General features: G+C 40.6%; 23 protein-coding genes and 1 pseudogene. 10 read left to right on the forward strand and 14 right to left on the reverse strand.

Annotated features, from left to right (window positions below; genetic code table 11):
• The first annotated feature begins 72 nt into the window (after positions 1-72).
• The 4 genes from SYN7509_RS0207890 (at position 73) to SYN7509_RS0207910 (ending at position 6,517) form a co-directional block, all read left to right on the forward strand.
• The gene (locus tag SYN7509_RS0207890; protein WP_009630744.1) at positions 73-1,395 is read left to right on the forward strand and encodes a hemolysin family protein; all 1,323 of its coding nucleotides are present in this window, start codon (positions 73-75) and stop codon (positions 1,393-1,395) included.
• 214 nt (positions 1,396-1,609) lie between these two features.
• Complete coding sequence (locus SYN7509_RS0207895) at positions 1,610-2,062, forward strand: tetratricopeptide repeat protein (protein WP_009630745.1); 453 nt, start codon at positions 1,610-1,612, stop codon at positions 2,060-2,062.
• Between the two features lie 176 nt (positions 2,063-2,238).
• On the forward strand, positions 2,239-5,790 hold the full coding sequence (locus SYN7509_RS27535) for a PAS domain S-box protein (protein WP_009630746.1): 3,552 nt from the start codon (positions 2,239-2,241) through the stop codon (positions 5,788-5,790).
• Between the two features lie 10 nt (positions 5,791-5,800).
• Positions 5,801-6,517, forward strand: coding sequence for a response regulator transcription factor (locus SYN7509_RS0207910; RefSeq protein ID WP_009630747.1), 717 nt, complete (start codon positions 5,801-5,803; stop codon positions 6,515-6,517).
• An 85-nt stretch (positions 6,518-6,602) separates the two neighbouring features.
• Here the strand turns inward: SYN7509_RS0207910 and hisG are convergent, their stop codons facing one another.
• Complete coding sequence (gene hisG, locus SYN7509_RS0207915) at positions 6,603-7,247, reverse strand: ATP phosphoribosyltransferase (protein ID WP_009630748.1); 645 nt, start codon at positions 7,245-7,247, stop codon at positions 6,603-6,605.
• A gap of 63 nt (positions 7,248-7,310) precedes the next feature.
• On the opposite strand from hisG, the gene rppA reads away from it, so the two are divergent.
• The gene (gene rppA, locus SYN7509_RS0207920; protein ID WP_009630749.1) at positions 7,311-7,997 is read left to right on the forward strand and encodes a two-component system response regulator RppA; all 687 of its coding nucleotides are present in this window, start codon (positions 7,311-7,313) and stop codon (positions 7,995-7,997) included.
• A gap of 80 nt (positions 7,998-8,077) precedes the next feature.
• Here the strand turns inward: rppA and SYN7509_RS25405 are convergent, their stop codons facing one another.
• The 11 genes from SYN7509_RS25405 to SYN7509_RS0207980 all read right to left on the reverse strand — a co-directional run bounded on the left by SYN7509_RS25405 (position 8,078) and on the right by SYN7509_RS0207980 (position 16,164).
• On the reverse strand, positions 8,078-8,464 hold the full coding sequence (locus tag SYN7509_RS25405; RefSeq protein ID WP_009630750.1) for a hypothetical protein: 387 nt from the start codon (positions 8,462-8,464) through the stop codon (positions 8,078-8,080).
• Positions 8,446-9,339, reverse strand: a complete 894-nt coding sequence (locus SYN7509_RS29135; RefSeq protein WP_009630751.1) for a winged helix-turn-helix domain-containing protein — start codon at positions 9,337-9,339, stop codon at positions 8,446-8,448. Before SYN7509_RS29135 ends, SYN7509_RS25405 begins: the two co-directional genes overlap by 19 nt.
• Before the next feature lie 182 nt (positions 9,340-9,521).
• Complete coding sequence (locus tag SYN7509_RS0207940; protein ID WP_009630752.1) at positions 9,522-9,737, reverse strand: hypothetical protein; 216 nt, start codon at positions 9,735-9,737, stop codon at positions 9,522-9,524.
• Positions 9,718-9,996: a BrnT family toxin gene (locus tag SYN7509_RS0207945; RefSeq protein WP_009630753.1), complete on the reverse strand. Its 279-nt coding sequence runs from the start codon at positions 9,994-9,996 to the stop codon at positions 9,718-9,720. Before SYN7509_RS0207945 ends, SYN7509_RS0207940 begins: the two co-directional genes overlap by 20 nt.
• Positions 9,997-10,096: 100 nt before the next feature.
• On the reverse strand, positions 10,097-11,113 hold the full coding sequence (locus SYN7509_RS0207950; protein WP_009630754.1) for a 1-acyl-sn-glycerol-3-phosphate acyltransferase: 1,017 nt from the start codon (positions 11,111-11,113) through the stop codon (positions 10,097-10,099).
• A 1-nt stretch (position 11,114) separates the two neighbouring features.
• Positions 11,115-12,197, reverse strand: a complete 1,083-nt coding sequence (locus SYN7509_RS0207955) for a class I fructose-bisphosphate aldolase (protein WP_009630755.1) — start codon at positions 12,195-12,197, stop codon at positions 11,115-11,117.
• 20 nt (positions 12,198-12,217) lie between these two features.
• A complete protein-coding gene (locus SYN7509_RS30085) occupies positions 12,218-12,370 on the reverse strand; it encodes a hypothetical protein (protein ID WP_158506139.1) in 153 nt (50 codons plus the stop codon).
• An 89-nt stretch (positions 12,371-12,459) separates the two neighbouring features.
• Positions 12,460-13,644: an RNA-guided endonuclease InsQ/TnpB family protein gene (locus tag SYN7509_RS0207965; RefSeq protein ID WP_028954175.1), complete on the reverse strand. Its 1,185-nt coding sequence runs from the start codon at positions 13,642-13,644 to the stop codon at positions 12,460-12,462.
• Positions 13,645-13,647: 3 nt separating this feature from the next.
• The gene (locus SYN7509_RS0207970) at positions 13,648-14,064 is read right to left on the reverse strand and encodes an aldo-keto reductase family protein (protein ID WP_028954176.1); all 417 of its coding nucleotides are present in this window, start codon (positions 14,062-14,064) and stop codon (positions 13,648-13,650) included.
• A 650-nt stretch (positions 14,065-14,714) separates the two neighbouring features.
• Entirely contained in the window at positions 14,715-15,068 is a 354-nt protein-coding gene (locus tag SYN7509_RS31690) for a transposase family protein (RefSeq protein ID WP_148297954.1), read from the reverse strand.
• Positions 15,069-15,318: 250 nt separating this feature from the next.
• A complete protein-coding gene (locus SYN7509_RS0207980; RefSeq protein WP_009630008.1) occupies positions 15,319-16,164 on the reverse strand; it encodes a class I SAM-dependent methyltransferase in 846 nt (281 codons plus the stop codon).
• Positions 16,165-16,302: 138 nt separating this feature from the next.
• On the opposite strand from SYN7509_RS0207980, the gene SYN7509_RS0207985 reads away from it, so the two are divergent.
• The 4 genes from SYN7509_RS0207985 to SYN7509_RS0208000 all read left to right on the forward strand — a co-directional run bounded on the left by SYN7509_RS0207985 (position 16,303) and on the right by SYN7509_RS0208000 (position 19,562).
• Complete coding sequence (locus SYN7509_RS0207985) at positions 16,303-16,626, forward strand: hypothetical protein (RefSeq protein ID WP_009630007.1); 324 nt, start codon at positions 16,303-16,305, stop codon at positions 16,624-16,626.
• A 463-nt stretch (positions 16,627-17,089) separates the two neighbouring features.
• On the forward strand, positions 17,090-18,343 hold the full coding sequence (locus tag SYN7509_RS0207990) for a DUF4912 domain-containing protein (protein WP_028954177.1): 1,254 nt from the start codon (positions 17,090-17,092) through the stop codon (positions 18,341-18,343).
• Positions 18,344-18,605: 262 nt separating this feature from the next.
• The gene (locus SYN7509_RS0207995; RefSeq protein WP_009630005.1) at positions 18,606-19,169 is read left to right on the forward strand and encodes a hypothetical protein; all 564 of its coding nucleotides are present in this window, start codon (positions 18,606-18,608) and stop codon (positions 19,167-19,169) included.
• Positions 19,170-19,175: 6 nt separating this feature from the next.
• Complete coding sequence (locus SYN7509_RS0208000) at positions 19,176-19,562, forward strand: DUF2358 domain-containing protein (protein ID WP_009630004.1); 387 nt, start codon at positions 19,176-19,178, stop codon at positions 19,560-19,562.
• 241 nt (positions 19,563-19,803) lie between these two features.
• Here SYN7509_RS0208000 and SYN7509_RS25420 read toward each other — a convergent pair.
• Positions 19,804-20,665 (reverse strand): annotated as a pseudogene (locus SYN7509_RS25420) (IS982 family transposase).
• A gap of 99 nt (positions 20,666-20,764) precedes the next feature.
• Between SYN7509_RS25420 and SYN7509_RS25425 the strand changes: the two are divergent.
• Entirely contained in the window at positions 20,765-21,148 is a 384-nt protein-coding gene (locus SYN7509_RS25425; RefSeq protein ID WP_227501543.1) for a transposase, read from the forward strand.
• Here SYN7509_RS25425 and SYN7509_RS0208015 read toward each other — a convergent pair.
• Positions 21,132-21,875 (reverse strand): class I SAM-dependent methyltransferase, encoded by a 744-nt coding sequence (locus SYN7509_RS0208015; protein ID WP_009632864.1) that lies wholly within the window; start codon positions 21,873-21,875, stop codon positions 21,132-21,134. The two genes, SYN7509_RS25425 and SYN7509_RS0208015, sit on opposite strands and share 17 nt — an antisense overlap.
• Positions 21,876-22,185: the final 310 nt, after the last annotated feature.

Below are 22,185 nucleotides of genomic sequence, written 5' to 3' on the forward strand. Positions count from 1 at the left end.
TACTTCCCCTTGATTCCATCTTAGATACTAAATATTAAGCCCAGTTTGCCAAAAATAGCGGCAGTTTAAAAAATGTCTTCCATTACTCTAGAAGTTCTGCTCCTCTTACTGTTGATCCTTGCTAATGGCATATTTTCTATGTCGGAAATGGCGATCATCTCCTCCCGGAAGGTAAGGCTGCAAAACATGGCGAATCAAGGAAATAAAAAAGCAAGAGTTGCTCTAGATTTGGCTGAATCCCCCAATAAATTTTTGTCTACAGTCCAAGTAGGTATTACCTTAATCGGCATTTTGGCGGGTGCTTTTGGGGGTGCTACTATTTCCGAAAAATTAGCAGAAAATCTCAATCAAATTCCTTGGTTAGCACCCTATAGTCAAGGGTTATCTTTTGGGATTGTGGTTATGGTGATTACTTACCTATCCTTGATTGTGGGCGAACTTGTACCCAAACGCCTCGCTCTAAATAATCCCGAAGTGATCGCCGCTACTGTAGCAATGCCTATGAGAGCGATCGCCGCCTTTGCTTCCCCGGTTGTCCATCTACTCAGCGCCTCTACAGACTTAGTATTGCGAATAATAGGCATAGGCCCTTCCAGCGAACCCCAAGTAACGGAAGAAGAAATCAAAGTATTGATCGAGCAAGGTACAGAAGCAGGGATGTTTGAAGAAGCCGAACAAGACATGGTAGAACGAGTATTTAGATTAGGCGATCGCCCCGTTAGTGCTTTAATGACACCGCGCCCCGATATCGTTTGGCTAGACTTGGAAGACACCAGCGAAGAAAACCGCAAAAAGATGATGGATAGCGCCAATTCTCGCTTTCCCGTTTGCCAAGGTGGTTTGGACAATGTTTTAGGAATTATGCCTGTCACCGACTTATTAGCTCGTAGTTTGTCCGGGGAAGCACTAGATTTAACAGTCTCTTTACGTCAACCTGTATTTGTCCCCGAAAGCACTCGCGGCTTAAAAGTGCTGGAGTTATTTAAACAAACAGGTACTCATATGGCGCTAGTAGTCGATGAATACGGCGTAATTCAAGGCTTAGTGACTTTAAATGATATTTTAGTAGAAATTGTCGGCGATGTGCCTTCCGCCGACGAATTAGACGATCCTCAAGCTGTGCAACGAGAAGATGGATCTTGGCTATTGGATGGAATGTTAAGTGTTGATGAATTTTTTAAAATCTTTGCTGTACAAGACTTTCAAGGGGAACATCGTGGTAGCTATCAAACCCTAGGTGGCTTTGTAATTACCCATTTAGGACGCATCCCCAACGCCGCCGATCATTTTGAATGGGATGGAATGCGGTTTGAGGTGATGGATATGGATGGCAATCGCGTTGATAAGGTTTTGGTAGTCCCAGCCGAAAAACCCTCTATGCAATCATCGGATTAAAGGGTTATTTGCAACTTAACTTCACATTTTTTTCAGTAAAGATACTGTGTTACTTTAGCTGTCTGTACTGCTATTAATTAGTTATACCCGAACAGCAATAAATTATTTCTTCGAGGCGCTGGCTTTAATTAAAAAGAAATAATCTAGAGTTTGACAATTTTTATAATTTTTTTCCCTTGTCCAATTTAAACCTAGTTAAAACTAACTAATCATTATGAGTACTACAATTTCTAATTTTAATGAAACCGCTAATCAGTCTACAGATCCTGATATTTGGTTAGTTAAAGGTAACGACCTAGCGAACTTGGGCGATTACGAAGAAGCTCTGAGCAGTTTTAACAAAGTAGTAGCAATTCAACCGCAAAACACTACCGCTTGGGTACAGAGATCCGTAGTTTTAATCCATCTCAATCGTTACCTAGAAGCCGTTGATAGTTGCGATCGCGCTTTAGAAATTGATGACAGTGATCGACAAGCTTGGCTGTTTCGCGGTGCAGCATTAAATCATTTAGGTCGTTACAAAGAGTGTTATGCCAGCTACGATAAATCTTTAGGAATCGAGCAGCAAACCTTAAGACAAAAACTCAGCTTCAAACTTAAATCAATATGGCATAATTCCTCAGAAGTAAAAGCCCCTCAAATTAGCAATATTTCCCATCAAGTTTAAAAAGTTCTTTACCCCCAGCCCATGAGTATAAAAGCTTATTCCTTTCCCGATTGGGAAAGGAATATTAGTATAGGAAAGACAAACTCACTAAATTTTTTATTATTATTTGCTTAAGGTGTGTATTCTCCGATCAAACTGGGCAAACTATAAGTACACATCGTCAAAACCAAAAAACCGTGTTAGAGAGTGAAAAAGAACAAGTCAAACACTTACTAGCGATCGAAGACAACCGAGGTAAACGCACAATTAGTCTAGAAAGTGCTAACTATTCAATTGGTCGTAATCCTACTAATTCTATAGTGCTACACTCCCAGTTGGTATCGCGACAGCACGCTATTTTGGTGAGACTAACAGACCAAAGTCCGCACCTATTTCGGCTGATTGACGGCAATTTAAAAGGTGTACGCAGCACAAACGGCTTAAGAGTCAATGGTCAACATTGTTTTGAGCGCGAACTTAGCCATGAAGATGAAATTATTTTTGCCGATGACGTTAAAGCTTGGTACTACACAACGGTTGACTCCCTAGAAATAAGTCCAGAGAATAGAGAAAAAGAAGTGATAAAAGTAGCTTCAAGTACCCTAATTGGAGTAGAGCGAGAAATAGCAAACTACAGTGATGCGGCACTGCTAAAACTGGCAGCTTTTCCCGAACCCATTGCTAATCCAATTATTGAAATCGATCTAACAGGAAATATTACTTATATTAATCCCTCGGCACTGGCACAGTTTCCAGACCTTAGAGAAACTAAGCTGCAACACCCTTTGTTAGAAGAAATAGTCCCCATTGTCAAAAACGGTCAAGAAACTTTTTTTGTGCGAGAAGTAGAAATTGGCAGTAAGATATTTTCTCAATCAGTTCATTATGTTGCCGTTAGCGGTCTAATTAGAAACTATATTGTCGATATTACCGAGAGCAAGCATACCGAACTTGCCTTACGCGAAAGCGAAGCTAAAAATCGAGCTTTATTAAACGCAATTCCTGATTTGATGTTGCGGCTTGATAAAAATGGTAATTGTTTAAATTATTTGCCAGCAAAAACAGATACTGACCGCCCTAACGAGTGTGCAATTCTACCTCAAGAAATAATAAGTCAGAGGATGCACCATATAAATCGAGCTTTGCAAACAGGCGAAACTCAAATTTTTGAGTATCAACTCCAAGTCCAGGGTACTACGTGCCATCATGAAGTAAGAATCGTTGTTGACGGCGAAGACGAAGTTTTGGCAATTGTTCGCGATATTAGCTCCCGCGTTACGGCTGAAATCGAACTCAAACAAGCTAAAGACGAACTAGAACTTCGCGTTCAAGAACGTACCACAGAACTCCAAAAGGCTAACAATCGATTGCTTAGAGAGATCGTTACTCGCCACAGAGCCGAAGAAGAAGTACGTTTTCTCCAAACGATGACTCAATCTATTGGCGAATCGGCAAACTTTCACTCGGCTTTAGGTGTAGCACTGCGCTTAGTGTGCGACTTTACAGGTTGGGCGTTTGGAGAAGCCTGGATTCCTCATGGTGGCGCTCTTGAATGCAGTCCGGCTTGGTATAGAAATACCCAAAATCTCGATAAGTTTAGACTGGAGAGCGAAAACCTGACTTTTTTGTTAGGGGTAGGATTGCCAGGGCGGGTTTGGTCATCAAAGCAGCCGGAATTGATGCAAAGTGTTGTTAATGCTTCATACACCGATTTTTTGCGTAAAGCTTGCGCTTTAGAGGTTGGTTTTAAGTCTGGGTTAGGTATTCCAATTGTAGCAACGGATCGCGTTTTGGCGGTTTTGGTGTTTTTTATGTTTACCGCCGACGACGAAGACAAACACTTAGTCAAGCTTGTTTCTACCGTAGCAACCCAGTTGGGCGCATTAATCCAACGCAAGCAAGTAGAAGAAGCTTTATCCGATAGCGAGGAGCGTTTTCGGCTATTAGTAGAGGGCGGGAAAGATTACGCTATTTTTATGCTCGATATAGAAGGAAATATTATTAGCTGGAATACTGGAGCCGAGCGAATCACAGGTTATACGTCCGCAGAAATTTTAGGCAGGTCTTTTTATTGTTTTTATCCACCAGAAGATAGAGCTATAAACAAACCTGAATATCTGCTACACCTAGCTAAAGTAAATAGTCAAATCGAAGATGAAGGCTGGCGAATATGTAAAGATGGTTCGCAAATTTGGGTGGATGAGATTATCACCGCCCTGAAAGATCAAAATGGGCAACTACGAGGCTTTTCTAAAGTGGTACGCAATACTACAGAAAATCGGCGCAGTCAACAAGCCTTACAAGAGAGCGAACAGCGTTTGCAGGCAATACTCGACAACTCTACAGCCTTAATTTACGTTAAAGACCTCCAGGGAAGGTTCATTACCATTAATTCTTGGTTTGGAATTGTGTTCAATATCCACAGAGAAGAGATTAAAGGCAAAACTGACTATGATCTCTTTCCCAAAGAAATAGCTGATACCTACCGAGCAAACGAATTAAAAGTAATAGAAACTAAAAGCCCAATGGATTGGGAAGAAGTGGCTCCGCAAAGTGACGGATTGCATACTTATATTTCGATCAAGTTTCCCCTATTTGACGCGGTGGGAAAAATCTATGCCGTTTGTGGGATTTCTACCGATATTAGCGATCGCAAACGAGTAGAAGATGCTCTAAATTCAAGTTTAGCGACAAATAGAGCCTTGCTTAACGCTATCCCCGATTCAATGTTTCGCATTAGTTTTAAGGGAATTTTTGTTAATTTTAAAGCTGTAAAAAATAATCGTTTACCACTACCTACACAAGAATTTTTGGGCAAAAGTTTGTATGAGGTATTTCCTTATCAAGTAGCTAATCCGATGATGGATTGCGTACAGTTGGCTTTGACTACCAAAAATATGCAAATTCTTGAATATCAGTTGCTATTAGATGACAATCTTTTGGACTACGAGGCGCGAATTGCTGTTAGTGCAGAAAATGAAGTAATGGCGATTATTCGCGATATTACTGAGCGCAAGCACGTAGAAACAGATATTCGCCAGGCTTTAGAAAAGGAAAAAGAACTGGGCGAACTAAAATCGCGGTTTGTGACCATGGCTTCTCATGAATTTCGGACTCCTTTGGCGACAATTTTATCGTCTAGCGAGTTACTGGAATATTACAGTCATAAATGGAGCGACGATAAAAAACTCAAACACCAGCAGCGCATTCAATCTAGCGTTAAACATATGACAAGTTTGCTAGATGATGTGCTATTAATTGGCAAAGCTGAAGCTGGAAAACTAGAATTTCAACCAAGATTGCTAGACATTATCCAATTGAGCCGCGACTTGGTAGAAGAAGTCCAAGTTACAACCCAGACTCATACTATTAATTTTTGCCCTCAAACGCAATGGGATAGACTTGATGGACTGATAGATGAGAAGCTATTTCGGCACATTATTACTAATTTGCTCACAAATGCTGTGAAGTATTCACCGCAAGGCAAAGAAGTCGATTTTAATTTAGAGTGCGATCGCACAAGGGCAATTTTTTCGATTCAAGATGGGGGAATTGGGATTTCAATTGAAGACCAACAACAGTTGTTTGAGTCCTTTCATCGCGGCAGGAATGTGAGTAATATTCCTGGTACGGGCTTGGGACTTGCGATCGTTAAAAAGTCTGTGGATTTACACGGAGGCACAATTACCGCCGAAAGCCAATTAGAAGTTGGCACAAAGTTTACAGTTACACTGCCATTAAATCAATGAGTATAAACAAATGAAAAAAATTTTAGTAATTGAAGACGAACCCGCAGTAAGAGCAAATATTTTAGAATTGCTAGAAGCAGAAGATTTTGAGGCGGTAGGGGCAGAAAATGGGTTTATGGGTGCAATGTGGGCGCAAGAATACCTACCCGATTTAATTATTTGCGACGTAATGATGCCCGAAGTTGATGGTTATGAAGTTTTAGGGGCTTTGCGTCAAGTTCCAGAAACCGCAGCAATTCCGTTTATTTTTCTAACAGCGATGGTAGATAAAGCTGATATTCGTCACGGAATGGACTTAGGAGCGGATGACTATCTAACTAAACCATTTACAAGATCGGAGTTATTGGGAGCCATTACTTCACGGTTTAATAAACAAGCCGTTGTCATGCAGCAATTTCAAACCGAGCGCGAACGTGCGGAAAGTTTACAAAAAAAAGTGCTTGAACTTCAGCAGTCTGTGAGTAGCCAAGGAGAAATCTTACAGCAACTACAACAAGAAATGCGTAATACTGTACCAAAAATTACTATGGCTATTGGATTTCTTAAAAGCATACAACCTGGAGGGCAGCGCGATCGCTGCATACAAATTTTGCAACAATCTTGTCAATCGGAAATTGCTTTACTTAATCAACCTAATTTACAAAAGTTCCTAACTCCTGAAGACTTAATACTGCTACGCCAGTTGAATTTAATTAACCCAACTCCTCATTCACCTACTCATAGCTAACTTTGAATTAAATAAAATTTTGCTTTAATCAACAGATAATTTTTTTTAAAATAGCCCTGGACTAGCTTATTCTGGGGCTATCATTCTATACCTCCGCTAGTATCCGCGCTCTCATTTGTTCGACTAGCTGATGTAAATTACTTGTATTGAGGCGATAACTTAAAGGATGAGCAATTAGCCGTGCTGTACTAATAAATAACGTCTCAATTTCAATTAAGCCATTTTCTTGTAAAGTTCGCCCGGTGGAAACCAAGTCAACGATCGCTTCAGACATTCCAGTAATAGGCCCTAATTCCACTGAACCATAAAGCGGCACAATTTCTACAGGCAAATCTAGGCTATCAAAATAATCTTTGGCGCAGTTAACAAATTTAGATGCAACTCTACCATGAGGTGGCAATTCTAAAGCCGAGCGATACAAGCTTGATTGTCTCACCGCCACCGATAGCCGACAAAGCCCAAATTGCAAATCGATTAAGTTAGCAACTTGTGGTTGTTTTTCTTGCAAGACATCGTAACCGACAATACCTAGTTGCGCTTGACCGTATTCTACATATACTGGAACATCTTGCGCTCTAACAAGTAAAGCTTTAGCCGTCTGTGTGGGGTCAGAAATTTGTAATTGCCTATTAGTGGAATCGAGAAAAGCACTAAAATCTAGTCCCACTGATTGTAATAAACGGATGCTATCTTTTAAGAGTGAGCCTTTGGGCAATGCGACAGTAAGCATAATTAAGAATTAATATATTGAAGCTTCGGGCATAATAATAGCCCAAATGCGATCGCCTAAGTAATGCAAATACTGCTAGTTGATGATGAAGTTGAATTGACAGATCCTCTCTGTCGAGTGCTAAAGCGTGAAGGTTACAGTGTTGATGTAGCTTATGATGGCGCAGCCGGAAGCGATCTTGCCGCCAAAAGTGGGTACGATTTGCTGATTTTAGATTGGATGCTACCTCACAAAACCGGGTTAGAGATTTGCCAACAAGTACGAAAGGCGGGACAAGCTACCCCGGTACTATTTCTTACGGCTAAAGATACCATAGACGATCGCGTACAAGGATTAGACGCGGGAGCGGATGATTATTTAGTTAAACCTTTTGAACTAAGGGAATTATTAGCACGAGTCCGGGCATTATTGCGTCGTTCGGCATCTGACAGCGCGATCGCCCCTTCTCAACGGCTAAAGGTGGCAGATTTGGAGTTGGACTGCGAAAACCAGTTAGGTTATCGCCCAGGGCGCAATATTGAGCTATCAGAAAAAGAAACCCAACTATTGGCTTATCTGATTGAAAATAACAGTCAATTGCTAACTCACGCTCAGATTTATCAACATCTCTGGTCTGAGGGCGAACAACCTAGTAGTAATGTGTTGGCGGCTTTAATTCGGTTATTGCGGCGCAAAATTGAAGCACCAGGGGAAACTCAATTAATTCACACGGTCTATGGTAAAGGCTACCGCTTTGGGGAGAATAGTTAGATTGAATGTGCTGGCGATCGCCGCTTTGGGTTTAGGTATAGAAGTGCGATCGCATTAAAAGCCTGAAATAGGCAAAGGCTTTACTCTAATTTCCATACAATACGGGAACGCTTGGCTAACAGACCTGCCAACCGTTCAGCCTCAACTAAATTATCTTCTTGATATGGTAGCCCAGTTATATTTGCATGATCTGGGGAATCTTGTTCTACATTTAACCCAATTTCTCTAACACGACCAACTTCAAGGCTGGCAATTCCATAACACTTACGAAACAAGTTAGCACATTGCTCTAAAGAATACGCACTTGCCAAATTAACCGAAAGCCCAAGTTCATTAGCTCGCAAAAAATAAGCATCTGCTTTTATCCTTCCTGTATCTTCATCAATCCACTGTTTTCGCAGTATTGCTCGATAAATAATGCTATCTGCTGGCAATGGCTCAAAGGGGTTTATGCTCGATTCAGCCATTCCAACCACTGCATCAAGATGGATGATGTAACTTCGTGTTCTACGGCATAATTGTCGCCTAATTCGTGGTACAGATACACGGGTTGATCTTTACTACCAGGACAAATTAGTCTAACTTCACTTTCAACTTCTAGTTTGCTCCATGTTAGTCTAATGCCACCTTTCTCGTCGGTAGATACTGATGCTTTGGGAAAATTATCACCCATTAATTCGTAAGCTTCTACAACAAATTGGATTGCTAGTTTAAACGCTGATTGACTTGGTTGCAAAATGCCATAATCATCTGTTTCCTCTGCTTCTAAAAGATCAGTGAGCCGCTTTCGTGTCACTGCGAGATTGCTGCTAAATGGTTTCAATGATTGTGCAGGTTGTGCGATTTTGCTTTTATCAGCTTCTCGGACAATTTTAACAATCTCTTTTGCATCCAGACTATCAATATTTATAGACGTTGAAATTAAAGACCACACTCCTCGCTCTGAATTTTGTAAAAGCCCATATTTTTTTAAATAAGTGCGACTCCATCCGAGTCGGTATTCAACTTCACTCTGTGATGTACTTCCATGTGGAGTGTTTAATACTTCATCAGGCAAATCAAGAAGTTGTGCTACTTTCTCATAAATCTCTTCAGTAGTGCCAGACCCACCCAAAACTTGTAGAGCCTGAATTGTGGGAAGGAGCATTGAGTCAAAGGTAGGAATTAAAGAGCTAGATCGCTTCATAGGAAAACTATAATCTGGAAAAACTGCTGCTACATCAGGATCTAACTGAACATTTAGGGTAGATTTTTTGCGTCCTTGACCACGCGCTACAACCGGGAGTTGAGTAAAATTGTATTCAGGTCGTAAGTCATCATCCATTTCAAAGGTCTGATTCATAGCGCTGATTCACAACAATTCCTTTTCCCAGCCTACCAGTATAGTTTTATCTAAAGTTACAAATAAAACTTCGCCTTAACCTCGTTTCATGGTAACTATACTTTGCATTTTGTCGCGCAATTCTTGAGCTTGTTTGTAGAAATGCGATCGCGCTAGTCATTATATTATTAGATTGTTGATTTTTAGGGCATTGTTTCAATCAACGCTCTCAGAACTTTATTGACCGTTTCGGGATTGGAAAAGACTTTAGCAACATCTTCATCCAAAACAACCACTGTCATTTTTCTTTCCTTATCTTTTGCTGCAAATCGGTTAGGCTTTGCTTTCTTATAGTCGAAGGTATATTCTGGGGCTAAATTGTCATTAGTAGGTATTTCATCAGAATGCGTTGTTTTCATAGTCTTCACGTTCTTTTTGAGTTACAATACGAGCGCTGATAATGCGGATTACTTGGGGACGTTCAGTGAAGCTGACTAGCAATAGCCGATTTTGTTGAGAATGACCGATAATAATTTCCCGATGCTTTTGCCTTGAATGCAATTCATCCTCAAAAATTAGTGCTAATGGATTATTAAAGACAGTTTGAGCCTCTTCAAAGCTGACATTATGCTTCTTAATATTGTTAGCAGCTTTGGTAGTGTCCCCTTCGTAATCCATAATTAGATTGTAACGGACTCGATAAAATCGCAAAAGCAGTAAATTAGTTGTAAAGGAAATACAACCAAAACGAGAATTGTTTGAGTATAAATACTTTGCACTACCCCAGTTTCATCGCAATTATACTTTGCATTTTGTCGCGCAATTCTTGGGCTTGTTGGTAGAAACGCGATCGCACTTTTCCCGGCGAACTTTCTATTACAGGCGTTTTATATACTGGTTGAATGTAGTAATCTAACTTGCTTCTGGCTGCCCAAACTCCCATTGAAGGAAACAGTAGAAAAATAAACATTAATGGCGATAAGGGTAAAAAAGGTAATTGCAAGCGTCTTGCTAGACTTTTGATATTAAAAGCCCAAGAATGTAAGTATTCATTACCCATGCAGACTACAGGCAAAATTGGGATAGAGGAAACTTCGCTTAGACGCATAAAACTAAGATCAAAGGTTTCTAATTGATGGCGTTTTTGCCAACCTTTACTTGGCCCTCGTAAACCTTCTGGAGCATAAAGTAAAATAGTTTTTTGCTCTACTGCTTGCTCAAAATCATTCATCTCGGCGCGAACTCCACCCATTACTTTTGCCCAACCTGGAGGTAGCCACCAAATTAACCAAGGGTGTTCAAATAAAGATACATCTGCTAATGGTTGCAATACCCAACCTGGTTGAGTATTACTCAATAGATAGCCCAAACTTAAAAAGTCCCAAGGGAAACACATCCCGGCGTGATTCATCGCCACGATAAAGGATTCTGTGGCGGGTAAATTCTCAGTTTCGTGTAATTGGGCGCGAAAATAATGTTTGATGATGGGAGCAAGAATTTCCTCACTAAAATGTTGCTGATAACTCAAGTCAAATTGTTCGTTTTGAGGACGTGGTAAACGGCAACCCAAACGCAGCCAGCGAATTAATAAAGCCACATAGAATCCCCCAGGGATAAGAAATAGTAAGTATTCCAGCCAATTCCAGCCATCAGAATCGCTATTGTAGCGTTGCCAATGACGGTTAAATAAAATCAGCCAACCTGGAGGATACCAAAGACAAAACCAATCGAACCAACTAAATTGATACGCCTGTTTTAGTGGCTCGATTGTGTCAACTTCGCGCAATTGTTTCATTTTAGGCAATAGTCACATCTGGAGATAAATAAACATCCTGAATAGCGTTAAACAGCTTTACTCCATCTTCAAAAGGACGCTGGAAAGTTTTGCGCCCCGAAATTAAACCAGAACCGCCAGCACGTTTATTAATTACGGCGGTGCGAATTGCTTCAGCAAAGTCATTTTTGCCGGAAGCACCACCAGAATTGATTAATCCCGCCCGTCCAGAGTAGCAATTTAGCAACTGGTAGCGCGTTAAATCGATGGGGTGATCGGTGGTAAGGTCAGAATATACGCGATCGCTCGTTTTTCCGTAACTTTTCCCTGAAGCCTTCTCTACGGCTTCGTAACCGCGATTGTCTTCCGGTAATTTTTGTTTAATAATGTCGGCTTCAATGGTTACGCCTAAGTGATTTGCTTGTCCGCTCAGATCCCCTGCTAAATGATAGTCTTTGTCTTGCTTAAAAGCATTATTACGGAGGTAGCACCACAAAATTGTTGCCATTCCTAGCTCGTGAGCGCGGGCGAAAGCCTTGCTTACTTCTTGAATTTGCCGCGTCGATTGTTCCGAACCAAAATAGATTGTTGCGCCTACAGCTACTGCTCCTAAGTTCCAAGCTTGTTCTACTGAAGCGAACATTATTTGATCGGCTTGGTTGGGAAAAGTTAACAACTCGTTATGGTTAATTTTGGCAATGAAGGGGATTTTATGAGCATATTTGCGGGAAACACTGCCTAAAACTCCTAAAGTAGTAGCTACAGCATTACAACCCGATGCGATCGCCAACTTTACTATATTTTCCGGGTCAAAATATATTGGATTGGGTGCAAAGGAAGCCCCCGCCGAGTGTTCAATCCCTTGATCTACAGGCAAAATTGATAAGTAACCAGTGTTTCCCAATCGTCCAAAGGAATACAGTTGTTGTAAGCTGCGTAATACTTGGGGAGAGCGATCGCTGATAGTAAATATGCGATCTATAAAGTCTGCGCCAGGTAGATGCAATAAATCCCTAGAGACTTTAGCTTTATGAGTAAGTAAGTCTTCAGCTTCCTTACCTAGCAATGATGCGATCGATTGAGGGGCGGATAATGTTGCGGTCATAGCAGTTATGCCTCAAATACTTAAGTTGTTAGTTGTTCTTGCGGTGGAAAGCCGTGTTGTTCTCTTCTTGGTGCGCCATCGTATTTTTTGGAGGTTTTGTATAGTTCAAAACTTCCATCGGCGGCTAAAAGTGTAAATTTATCGCGCAGCGCTTGCAATTGTTCAGTATTCATCAGTTTAAATCCCCTAGGTACAGCCAAGTTTTGCCGCAACACTTGTATTGACCTCCTCCCCGACCTTAAGGTACGGGGATTCCTAAGACTCACGACTTAGGTTTCTGTTTCTTTCCCTTTCGGGTTTTTTGCAACTGCCTTTTAGACTCTTGCCTATCGGGTCTTATGTTCGCTCCACAGACTGACACCGCAAGCCCTGCGGCAAGTATATTCCTACTCGCGTTGATATCACGGTCATGGTTAGTTTGACACTTAGGACAATCCCACTCACGTACATTCAACGGCATTTTGTCTACTATATGCCCACAGTTTCCGCACCTTTTGGAGGAAGGAAACCATCGGTCAATTTTAATCAGTTCTCGCCCGTGCCACTCGCACTTGTAAGCAAGCTGGCGGACAAATTCACCCCAACTAGCATCGCTAATCGAGAGCGCCAATTTATGGTTTTTGACCATGTTTTTGATTGCCAAATCCTCAACCACGATGGTTTGGTTTTCGTTCACCAGTTGAGTAGTTAGCTTATGCAAAAAGTCTTTGCGACTATCAGTTATTTGTCCATGTACTTTGGCTACTTTGAGCCTTTGCTTATGTCGATTGTTCGACCCCTTCTGCTTACGAGACAAAGATTTCTGGACTCGTCTAAGCTTTGCGATTCTGCGTTTAAAGTGCTTGGGATTAGCGATTTTGTCCCCATTACTGGTAGCAATCAAGCTAGTTATCCCCATATCCAAACCAATAGATTTATTGGATTTTGGCAATGGTTCAATCACTGTGTCTACGAGCAAAGAAACGTGGAATCGCCCACTCGCATCCAACTTGACCGTGATGGTAGACGGTTCGCATCCCTTGGGCAGTTGCCTACTCCAACGAATCGGCAGCGCTTCAGTACACTTGGCAAGCCATACTTGCCCATCCTTCCACTTAAAAGCGGACTTAGTGAACTCAGCAGAGCCACCATTATGCTTCTTTTTAAAGTTGGGATACTTAGCGTGTCCCGCCCAAAAGTTTGCAAAGGCTTTTTGCAAGTGTCTAAGTCCTTGCTGCAAAGGTACGCAGCTAACCTCGTTCAGAAATTGCAAGTCTTCTTGCTTTTTCCATTGGGTAAGCATGGCAGAAGTTTTGATGTAGTCAACCTTTTCTTGCCTTTCGTACCAACCTTCCGTCCGGGAAGCCAACGCTCGGTTGTAAACCAAACGCGCACAACCCATAGTTCTCCGCAACAAGGTTTCTTGTTCGGAAGTTGGGTAAACGCGGTAACGGTAAGCTTTTTGCATACCTCACATTATAACACAAAATATGTGGGAATCTCCGGGGTGTTGAACCCCATCGATTCCCCTCCTATCCCTCCCCGTGCTGAAGCAACGGGGTTTCCCGGAGAATCCCGATGAATCTATCCTGCTTACGGTTGTAGTTACAGGTAAATTCATAGCGTAGCGTAAAGCTTCAACAGGGGTAATTACGACTTTTTTTACGGATTCGCCACCGCCTCCTATGCTTTTCATTCCAATTACAGCAATTCCCCGCTTATTTAATTCTGGCAAAACTTCCCGCTCAAAGCTGCGAAAGTTAGCATCAAAACAGTTAAGCGGTAGTTGACAAACATCAAAGGGAAAATTGTAGGAAAGCATTTTGAGATGAATTGCTGGATCTTTATACTCCCAGGCGTTATCGATAAACGTTATTCCCGCATCCATTGCTTCCTGTAGAGGCGGGTTGCTTCGGCTTGGGTTTTTACCATGCCAAGATGATAACCACCTAAAGCTAGGGCAGATACTTCAATATTAGCCCGTCCAAATTTGCGTTTTGGGACTGTACCAAAAACTACACTTGGAGGAAATTGGGCGATCGCCTCCTCATTCCCAAAACTCTGTACTATTAAGTCAGTTAATGCTACTCCTGCGCCAATTATCCCCCACTCTTTTCAAAACCTCACGCCGTTTCCAATCAAATAGGGGATTTTTGTTTTCTGTAATTTTCTACGCCTAACAATAATTTTGTTTTTAACAATTATGCTTTCTGCTAATTTAACGTGAGTTCGACAACGAACGAAAGCCAGAAAGCTTGTTCTTAGGGGAATCTAAGAAATTGGCTAGAATACAATAACTAAGATTTATGGAGAATAGGTGAAAAAGGCATAAAAAAACACCGACACTAAAAAACAACTTAGAAAAATCATGGTTTCGGCTAGGTCTACTAATAGACATCTCCAAAATCTATCAAACAGTTACTGGCAAAGAGTTTCATCTAAAAATACAAGTCTAAGCAAATACCGAAAATCGACGCTACAATCGAGTTTTGAGATATTTAATGTTAATATCAATCTAAAAAATAATCGGTTGCCTCCTCAATTATTCTTGTTCCTAACCTCAGAATTAATATTAGGTAATCTTAATCCTCCAATCCTTAATCTTACAATTCCACAAATAGTGAGAATTATTTGTTTGTATTTGTATATATTTAATCTAAATCTTTCTTTGGCTACGCGGAAGACTTGTACTAGACGAATTAAATGTTCCACAAATATTCTTTGATAAGATAGCTTTTTATTCTGGTTTTTTTGTTCAGCCGTTAACTCAAGTCTGGGCTTTTTCTTTTGTGGAGTTCTAATGAACGGCTCTCCAATATAAGCCTTGTCTCCTTTAAACTTTTGCTCTCTGTTAAAATTCTTCTGCTGTTGCCATGAACAAATTAATATCACTTTTTGTTCCCGGACTTCCTAGGATAACATCCTATACTATTTGCCGAAAAAACTGTTTATTGACATTTGTCCAAAAGGCTTACCGGCGCTAATTCCTGCTATTTTTTAATTCTGTCGAACTCACGTTACTTTATAAAGCGATCGCACTATTTCAACTTACAATAAGGCGATCGCCCTTAATATAGAGAGGTGAGAAAATATTATCCATTACCATAAGCAGTAAATTGATATTTGAAGGCAGATTGATTGATTAGGCGGATTTCTTACCTAAAGCAAAAATAACTGGCACATCTAGCCAAATTCCTTTATCTGTCGCCAATTTCTCAACTTCTGCCAAATGCTCGGTTTTAAACTGTGCTAATTTTTCTGGTAAAATCTGCGAAACTGAATGACGAAAGCCAGTATGCCACACAATATCCCACCATTCGTTTGCATTTTGGAGATGGTAGCCTAATTGCTCTGGATGAATTTTAATATTGTCTCTACAAAAACCCGCTTGCTGCATTAAATCCTGGCATTTTTGAATAGTATTCAACCTCTGAAATCCTCTAGATGCTGGTAACACAACACCATAATTATTTTGAATCCTATTTGCATACATTTCACGCATTGGATTAAAAGCAGTTTCGCCAAAACTAGAAAATGCTACTACTCCACCGGGTTTAGTTACCCGCAGCCATTCCTTTAACCCCGCCAGCATATCAGGTAAAAAAAAGATCCCCGAAGCGCAAACTACTCGACCAAAACTGCACTTCTCAAAGCTGAGATGTTCCGCATCTCCTGGTTGCAACTGGATATTATTTAGACTAGCTTTGGTAATATTTTGCCGTGCTACTGTCAGCATATCAGGTGCTATATCGATACCAATTACTCGACCCCTTGCACCGACAAGTGTTGAAATTGCGATCGCACTATGTCCCGTTCCGGTCGCTACATCTAAGATATTTTCATTAGTCTCAATGGCAGCTATTTCTACTAAACGTCTGGCTGTCAAAGCCAAAAATCTCACCGCTTGGCGATCGTAGCCTACTGAGGCTAAATTAAAACCCGCCGCCACTTGCTGTTTGCGATCGCTAAAAGTTTGCTCTTGAGTCATAGTTTTTAAGATTTAACATATCACAGCAACAGAAGTGATGATTTTGTAAAAAATATTGCAGTTTGTAACTATTTTTGTATCCCTCTACACTATTCCTTTAGACTAATTGAAATAAAAAATCTTGGGATACAAAGCTATATGCACATCCTAAATTTGGGTTGGCACAATCTGCTAATGATTTTTTCTTTCTGTGCTTGTATTACTGGTCTTTCGCTCCTGATAGACACCAAGTCTGACAAAGTAAACGACCTACAAGAAAGCGAACAAATCTTGTTTAGAATGACTTTTTCCTACTGGATGGTTTACTGTGTTTGTTTTGGTCTACAAAAGCTCGGTTTACCAGAAAATGAAATTGTCCTTATGAGTATAAATATTACGGCGGCGCTCTCTTACTTTCTTACCTTTGCTTGCGTGTTGTGTTTGCCATTGCATCGGTTTTCCGTCAAGCAAGTTGAGCAGTAGTACACACGAGCATTTAGCAATATCAATATTACAAAAGGTCAAAAGAATGATTATTTCTTTGACCTTTCTACTTTTTTCTGGCTTTATTATCAAACCATGACAAATTAGCTTTTACTCAAATTATGTCATGAAAGCATGACATAACGATCCCCAAAAGGCTGATTAATGCGTATATATGCCTAAAAAGGCTGCCAAAAACCTTGATCCCAGCTAGTGTTTGCTGCTACAAATTTAATCATAGAGCGATCCCCAAGCTCGAAAAGCACATCTTTATCAAATTGCTGCGAACTCAGTTCAATAAAAATCGAATATGTTTAAACAGCAAATAGCAAAGCTGTAACCCTTTAATAAGTAAGCGTAGAAATTGTATAACTCCTAGTTTTCAATGCAAGACTACGCGCTCAAAAGAGTTTTTGTCCGTAGAGAAAAGGATTCAAAAGATCGAACTATCGGAGAACACGACATGGCAAAAGAACGCCCCCCTTTAGAGGAGATGACATTACGTCAACTACGTAAAGTAGCTAGTGAATGCAGCATCTCTCGTTATAGTCGAATGCGTAAATCGCAACTGCTGACAGCAATTCAACAAGTCCAGCACCCAAAATCCGTAGTCCCATCTCAAACCCTGGAGGCACAAGAAACTGTGGAAGCAGCAAAATTTGAATTAGGTACTGAAGATCGTATCGGTGGTGATATTTCAGATGTAGACGAAGGACTTGCGGACTTACCTGCGGGTTACGGTGAAAGCCGGATTGTCCTCATGCCTCGCGATCCTCAGTGGGCTTACACTTATTGGGATATCCCCAACGAGCGCAAAGAAGAAATGCGCCGCCAAGGTGGACAGCAATTAGCCTTGCGGATTTACGATGTTACCGACATCAACTTAGAATACCAAAGCCCCCACAGCATCCAAGAATACCCCAGCGACGAACTAGCAAGAGAATGGTACTTACCAATTCCGGTTAGCGATCGCGATTATGTAGTAGATATTGGTTATCGTTGCGCTGATGGTCGCTGGCTGGTTCTAGCTCGTTCTATTCCTGTCCATGTCCCGCCTGTCTATCCTAGCGATTGGATTGAAGATCAATTCATTACTGTTGATTTTGAGCAAGATTTACGCGCTAAGACAATATTTGAACTAATAACACCTGCTAAACGCATGGCAGCTACCTCTAGCGAACAAACGACTCCTACTGGGACTTATGGCAACCCAATTTATGATGATATTTTTGGGATGGCTCAAGGCGCGGAAACTCAAAGAGTTGCCGGATCGATCTTTGGCTCGATGCAGCAAGCGCCTATGCACGAACAAGCGATTAGTTCCTATGTATTCCCTTCTGGGGTAGGTATGTGGGCAGTTCCCACTGCTTCAGGTTTAACCATGTCTGGTGTGGGAATGTCTGGAATCGGTTTTGGCGCTTCCATGGCTCCGATTCGTCCTCGTCAGTTTTGGTTGGTTGCGGATGCGGAATTGATTGTTTACGGTGCAACCGAGCCAGATGCTACAGTCACTATTGGCGGTCGTCCGATTAAGCTCAATCCCGATGGGACTTTCCGCTATCAAATGTCTTTCCAAGATGGTTTAGTTGACTACCCAATTATGGCGGTAGCTGTAGATGGAGAGCAAACACGCTCGATTCATATGAAGTTCAATCGCGAAACTCCATCGCGCAATACTAATACCAAAGAAGAAGCCGTACCGGAATGGCTAATCTAAAAGTTACACCTTGATAACAAAAAATCTCTAACATACCGTTAGGGATTTTTTGTAGCTATTATGCTACTACTTGCGTAGTAGTCAAGTAAAAACAATTGCTAGTTTTTTAATTAAAAACCCACCTAACGATACAAGTAGCTTGCTTGGGTATTAATTAAAATCAAATAATATTAATCATTTCCTTGACCTAAACCGTGTGTAAAATAATACTAAGTAGTATTTAAGGAATTGGTTTGCTAACTAGCTAAACAACAATAAACCTATGACACCACAAGAAATTGCGATCGCATTAGCAAAATTATTTGAACCAACAACAATAACAACAATTGCTCCTGGTTCATGGCAAATAGAACAACAAAATTTGCGATTATTAGTATTGCTATCGGAAGACCACTCTTGGCTAAGAATTTTAGTGCCAATTATCTCCGCCCAAGTAGCCAAGCCATTTATGGAGCAGTTTCTAGAGTCGAATTTTGATGATACTCAAGAAGTGCGCTATGCGCTGCATCAAGGCGTAGTATGGGGAATATACCAGCATAGCCGCGAGAGTTTGATTCAAAGCGATCTAACCAATGCGATCGCCCGTTTGGTAGCGTTGCATCAAACAGGAATAACCGGAGTATTTAATCAATTAGTAGAAAGTCGTATCGGTCAAATTGTCCAAACTGCCAAGCAGCAAGGACAATCGTTAGAAAACACCCTACAAACTTTAGATCGTTTTTATGAAGAAGGAGTATTAGGCGACCTCGAACAAAACTCCCAATCACGCGAACAAATTTTACAATCTTGGCGACGGCAATTAGAGCGGATGTGGGCAGAAAGATAGGAAATTATGGATATTGTAGAAATACTGGTTGATGATTATCGTAGGTTTCCAGTCGATCAAAATTACAACCTTTATGCCCAAGATGTGTTTTTTCAAGATCCATTGAATAAATTTCGCGGCATCAACAAGTACAAAGCAATGATTGGTTTTATCAATACTTTTTTTATTGAACCAAAAATGGATTTGCTGGCAATTAATCAAGTGGGCGACACAATTAAAATGGAGTGGGTTTTAAGTTGGAATACTCCCCTTCCTTGGAAGCCTCGCATTGCTATTCCCGGTCAAAGCGAACTAAAAATCAACGCCGATGGACTGATTGCTTCTCATGTTGATTATTGGAATTGTTCTCGCCTTGATGTAATAAGGCAGCATTTTTTAAAACCAGTTAAGTAAAATATGCCAGGACGCAGATTTGAACTGCTGACATGAGGATTTTCAGTCCAAGTATAAAGGCTGGTAAATATTGAGTTACAGCTATTTTTGCTAAAATTTACACCATCTTTACACTATTTAACGTCAGTTCGGGTCAAGCAGAGGGCAGCAAATTGTGGATGGTAGCAAATTGTGGATGGTAGCAAATTGTGGATGGTAGCAAATTGTGGATGGTAGCAATACTTGGCTTCTTTGGTTGATGTCAATAAGCAATCAATTCACAGAGGATGTTGACAAAGCAGTTGACTGGCGAACGATGCCTTGAATGCTCTATCTGGGAAATATTCTTCAATTGATCAATAATAGTTTCGATCACAGCACGTTTACGTAAAGCTCTCCGGGGGAATCTTGCCCCGGAAGACTTTACGTAATAGTAGTCGATTACTGAGGGGCATCAAACGCTGCTTCATGTTGCGCTTGAGCTTAGTAATAAGTTGTACTCCAACCTTCTCCAACAAATCTTTTGTAAGTTTCACAGAGATGTAGCCCTTATCAGCAAACACTTTACCAAAAAGATGTTGTAGTAGCTTAGGGACAGGTCGACGATCATCAACATTGCCTGGAGTCACCTGAAAGTTAAGCAATTCACCAAAATCATTGACGACTAGATGTAGTTTAAAACCAAAGAACCAATCTACGGAGGTCTTGCCACGAGCCGCTAGATTCTCAAATACTTTATGCTGACTGATGCGCTTGTTATGACAGACTCTCAGGCTAGTGGAGTCCATGAAACTGATACCACTGCAAGCGCCAAAACGAGAACGTAGATAGGCGCACAAGGGTATTAAAGTGCTAGGCATCCACTCTAAAAAACGGTTGTAACTCACAAAGAATGGAAAATAAGCCCGCCAATGTTTTTGTACCTTTTCCAAGTAATAGGTTTTAAAATTCCGGTAACAAGACTGGTGAAAGCCAATCAGAATCGTCATGATTTCGCTCAAACATAAAGTGCGCCTACGTTTGCGCCGTTGTAAATTGTGACCAAGCAATTGATTTTCCCACCGTGGTTCAAAGATTTGGCAAAAATCATCGACGGAGCAGAATAGTTCCTCTAAACTGAGCATAAGGCAGCCAGGTGGATTGATTAGTTAGTTAGTTAGTTAGCACTTTCAGACTACCTGTTTTGCCCCTTTTTTGCTTTTTCCTTATCCCGAACTGACGTTATTAGTGACGCTAGTTGGTCAAAGTTTGTCTCCATGCTGGAATACAAAGCGGATTGGCATGACAGAATTGTGCAGAAAGTTGGTACATTCTTCCCCTCATCTCAAACTTGCAATTCTTGCAAAGTGATTAACCCACTTGTCAAAGATTTAAAGTTGCGTGAATGGACTTGCCCTAGCTGTAATAGTTATAACTTGAGGGATAAAAACGCAGCCCTCAATATATTAAGTGAGGGTTTGAGATTATTAACCGCCGTCGGTACGCCGGAGGTTATAAAAAACGCTTGTGGAGAACTTGTAAGTCCTGGAGTAATTCAGGCAGAGATCGTTGAAACAGGAATCACGCCACTTTTTTTTAGTGGTGTGAGGTTCAATCTACAGAACTAGCTAGTAGAAACACGCGATCCCCAGAACCATGAGTTGGATCGTCCATTAAGTTTATAAGTTTTAAGTTTGTTAATTTACAAAATTCTTGAATTTGTTTGGTACTTAACGATGTACCTGTCCATGTCGGGTCAAAAGTGAAGGGAGCAAAACCAAAAGTTTGCAAAAACTTTTGTGGGGTAAGATGCTTAATAAATTTTTTAATAGCCTTTTTGAGTTTGCCCTGGTCGTTCATTAAATGTATATAAGCAATGCCTTGAGGGCGTAGCACTCTATGAATCTCTTTTAGGTTATTTAAAATGATTTCTGGCGAAGGCATATGTTGAAATACTTCGTAAGAGAAAACAAAATCAATGCTGCTAGAAAGTATAAAATCCAGCGATGTACCGTTTGTAGACTGTAAATGCAAATTAGGATAAAGATTAGATGGATGTAGCTCTCTAGCTTGGTTAATCATTTCGTCAGAAACATCAACGGCTGTTACCTGTTGAAAACGTTGAGAGAGTTGGCGACTAAAACGTCCTAAGCCACAACCAATTTCAAGAATATGGGACTTTTGAATATCAACATTCATATCCTTCAACATTGGATCTAGAATAAGTTGAGTTCGTTCTTCACCTAGAAGAAAAAACTTTTCAACATCACCATCCCAGAATGCAGATTCAACATAGTAGAAAGCATCCTTTTTTGCCCGCTGATTCCACATCTGTTTCATTAATGGAGTAGTCATAATTCCCTCACAAATCTATTTTTGCAAAAAGTATCGCATTTGGCAGAAAATTTTCGTATAGCATCCCTAGTTGGAGAAAGTAGAAATTTTCTGTCTGTTCAATATGTATGGAACTGTCTATTCATTATGTATGGAATTAGTATACATAACTTTCCTCATATATACACATTTTATTGTGCTAATATTGCGGGGATATTTTTTTGCTAAAGTAATAGTTTGAACGCCTATTAGTAGTATTAAAAACAAAGTTTTTTAATATTACTAACTAAAAGCAAACAAGCTCTAGCTTTTTAGAGATTGTTTAAGTATT

Origin of the sequence: Synechocystis sp. PCC 7509, assembly GCF_000332075.2 — a bacterium.
Lineage (GTDB): Bacteria > Cyanobacteriota > Cyanobacteriia > Cyanobacteriales > Chroococcidiopsidaceae > Aliterella.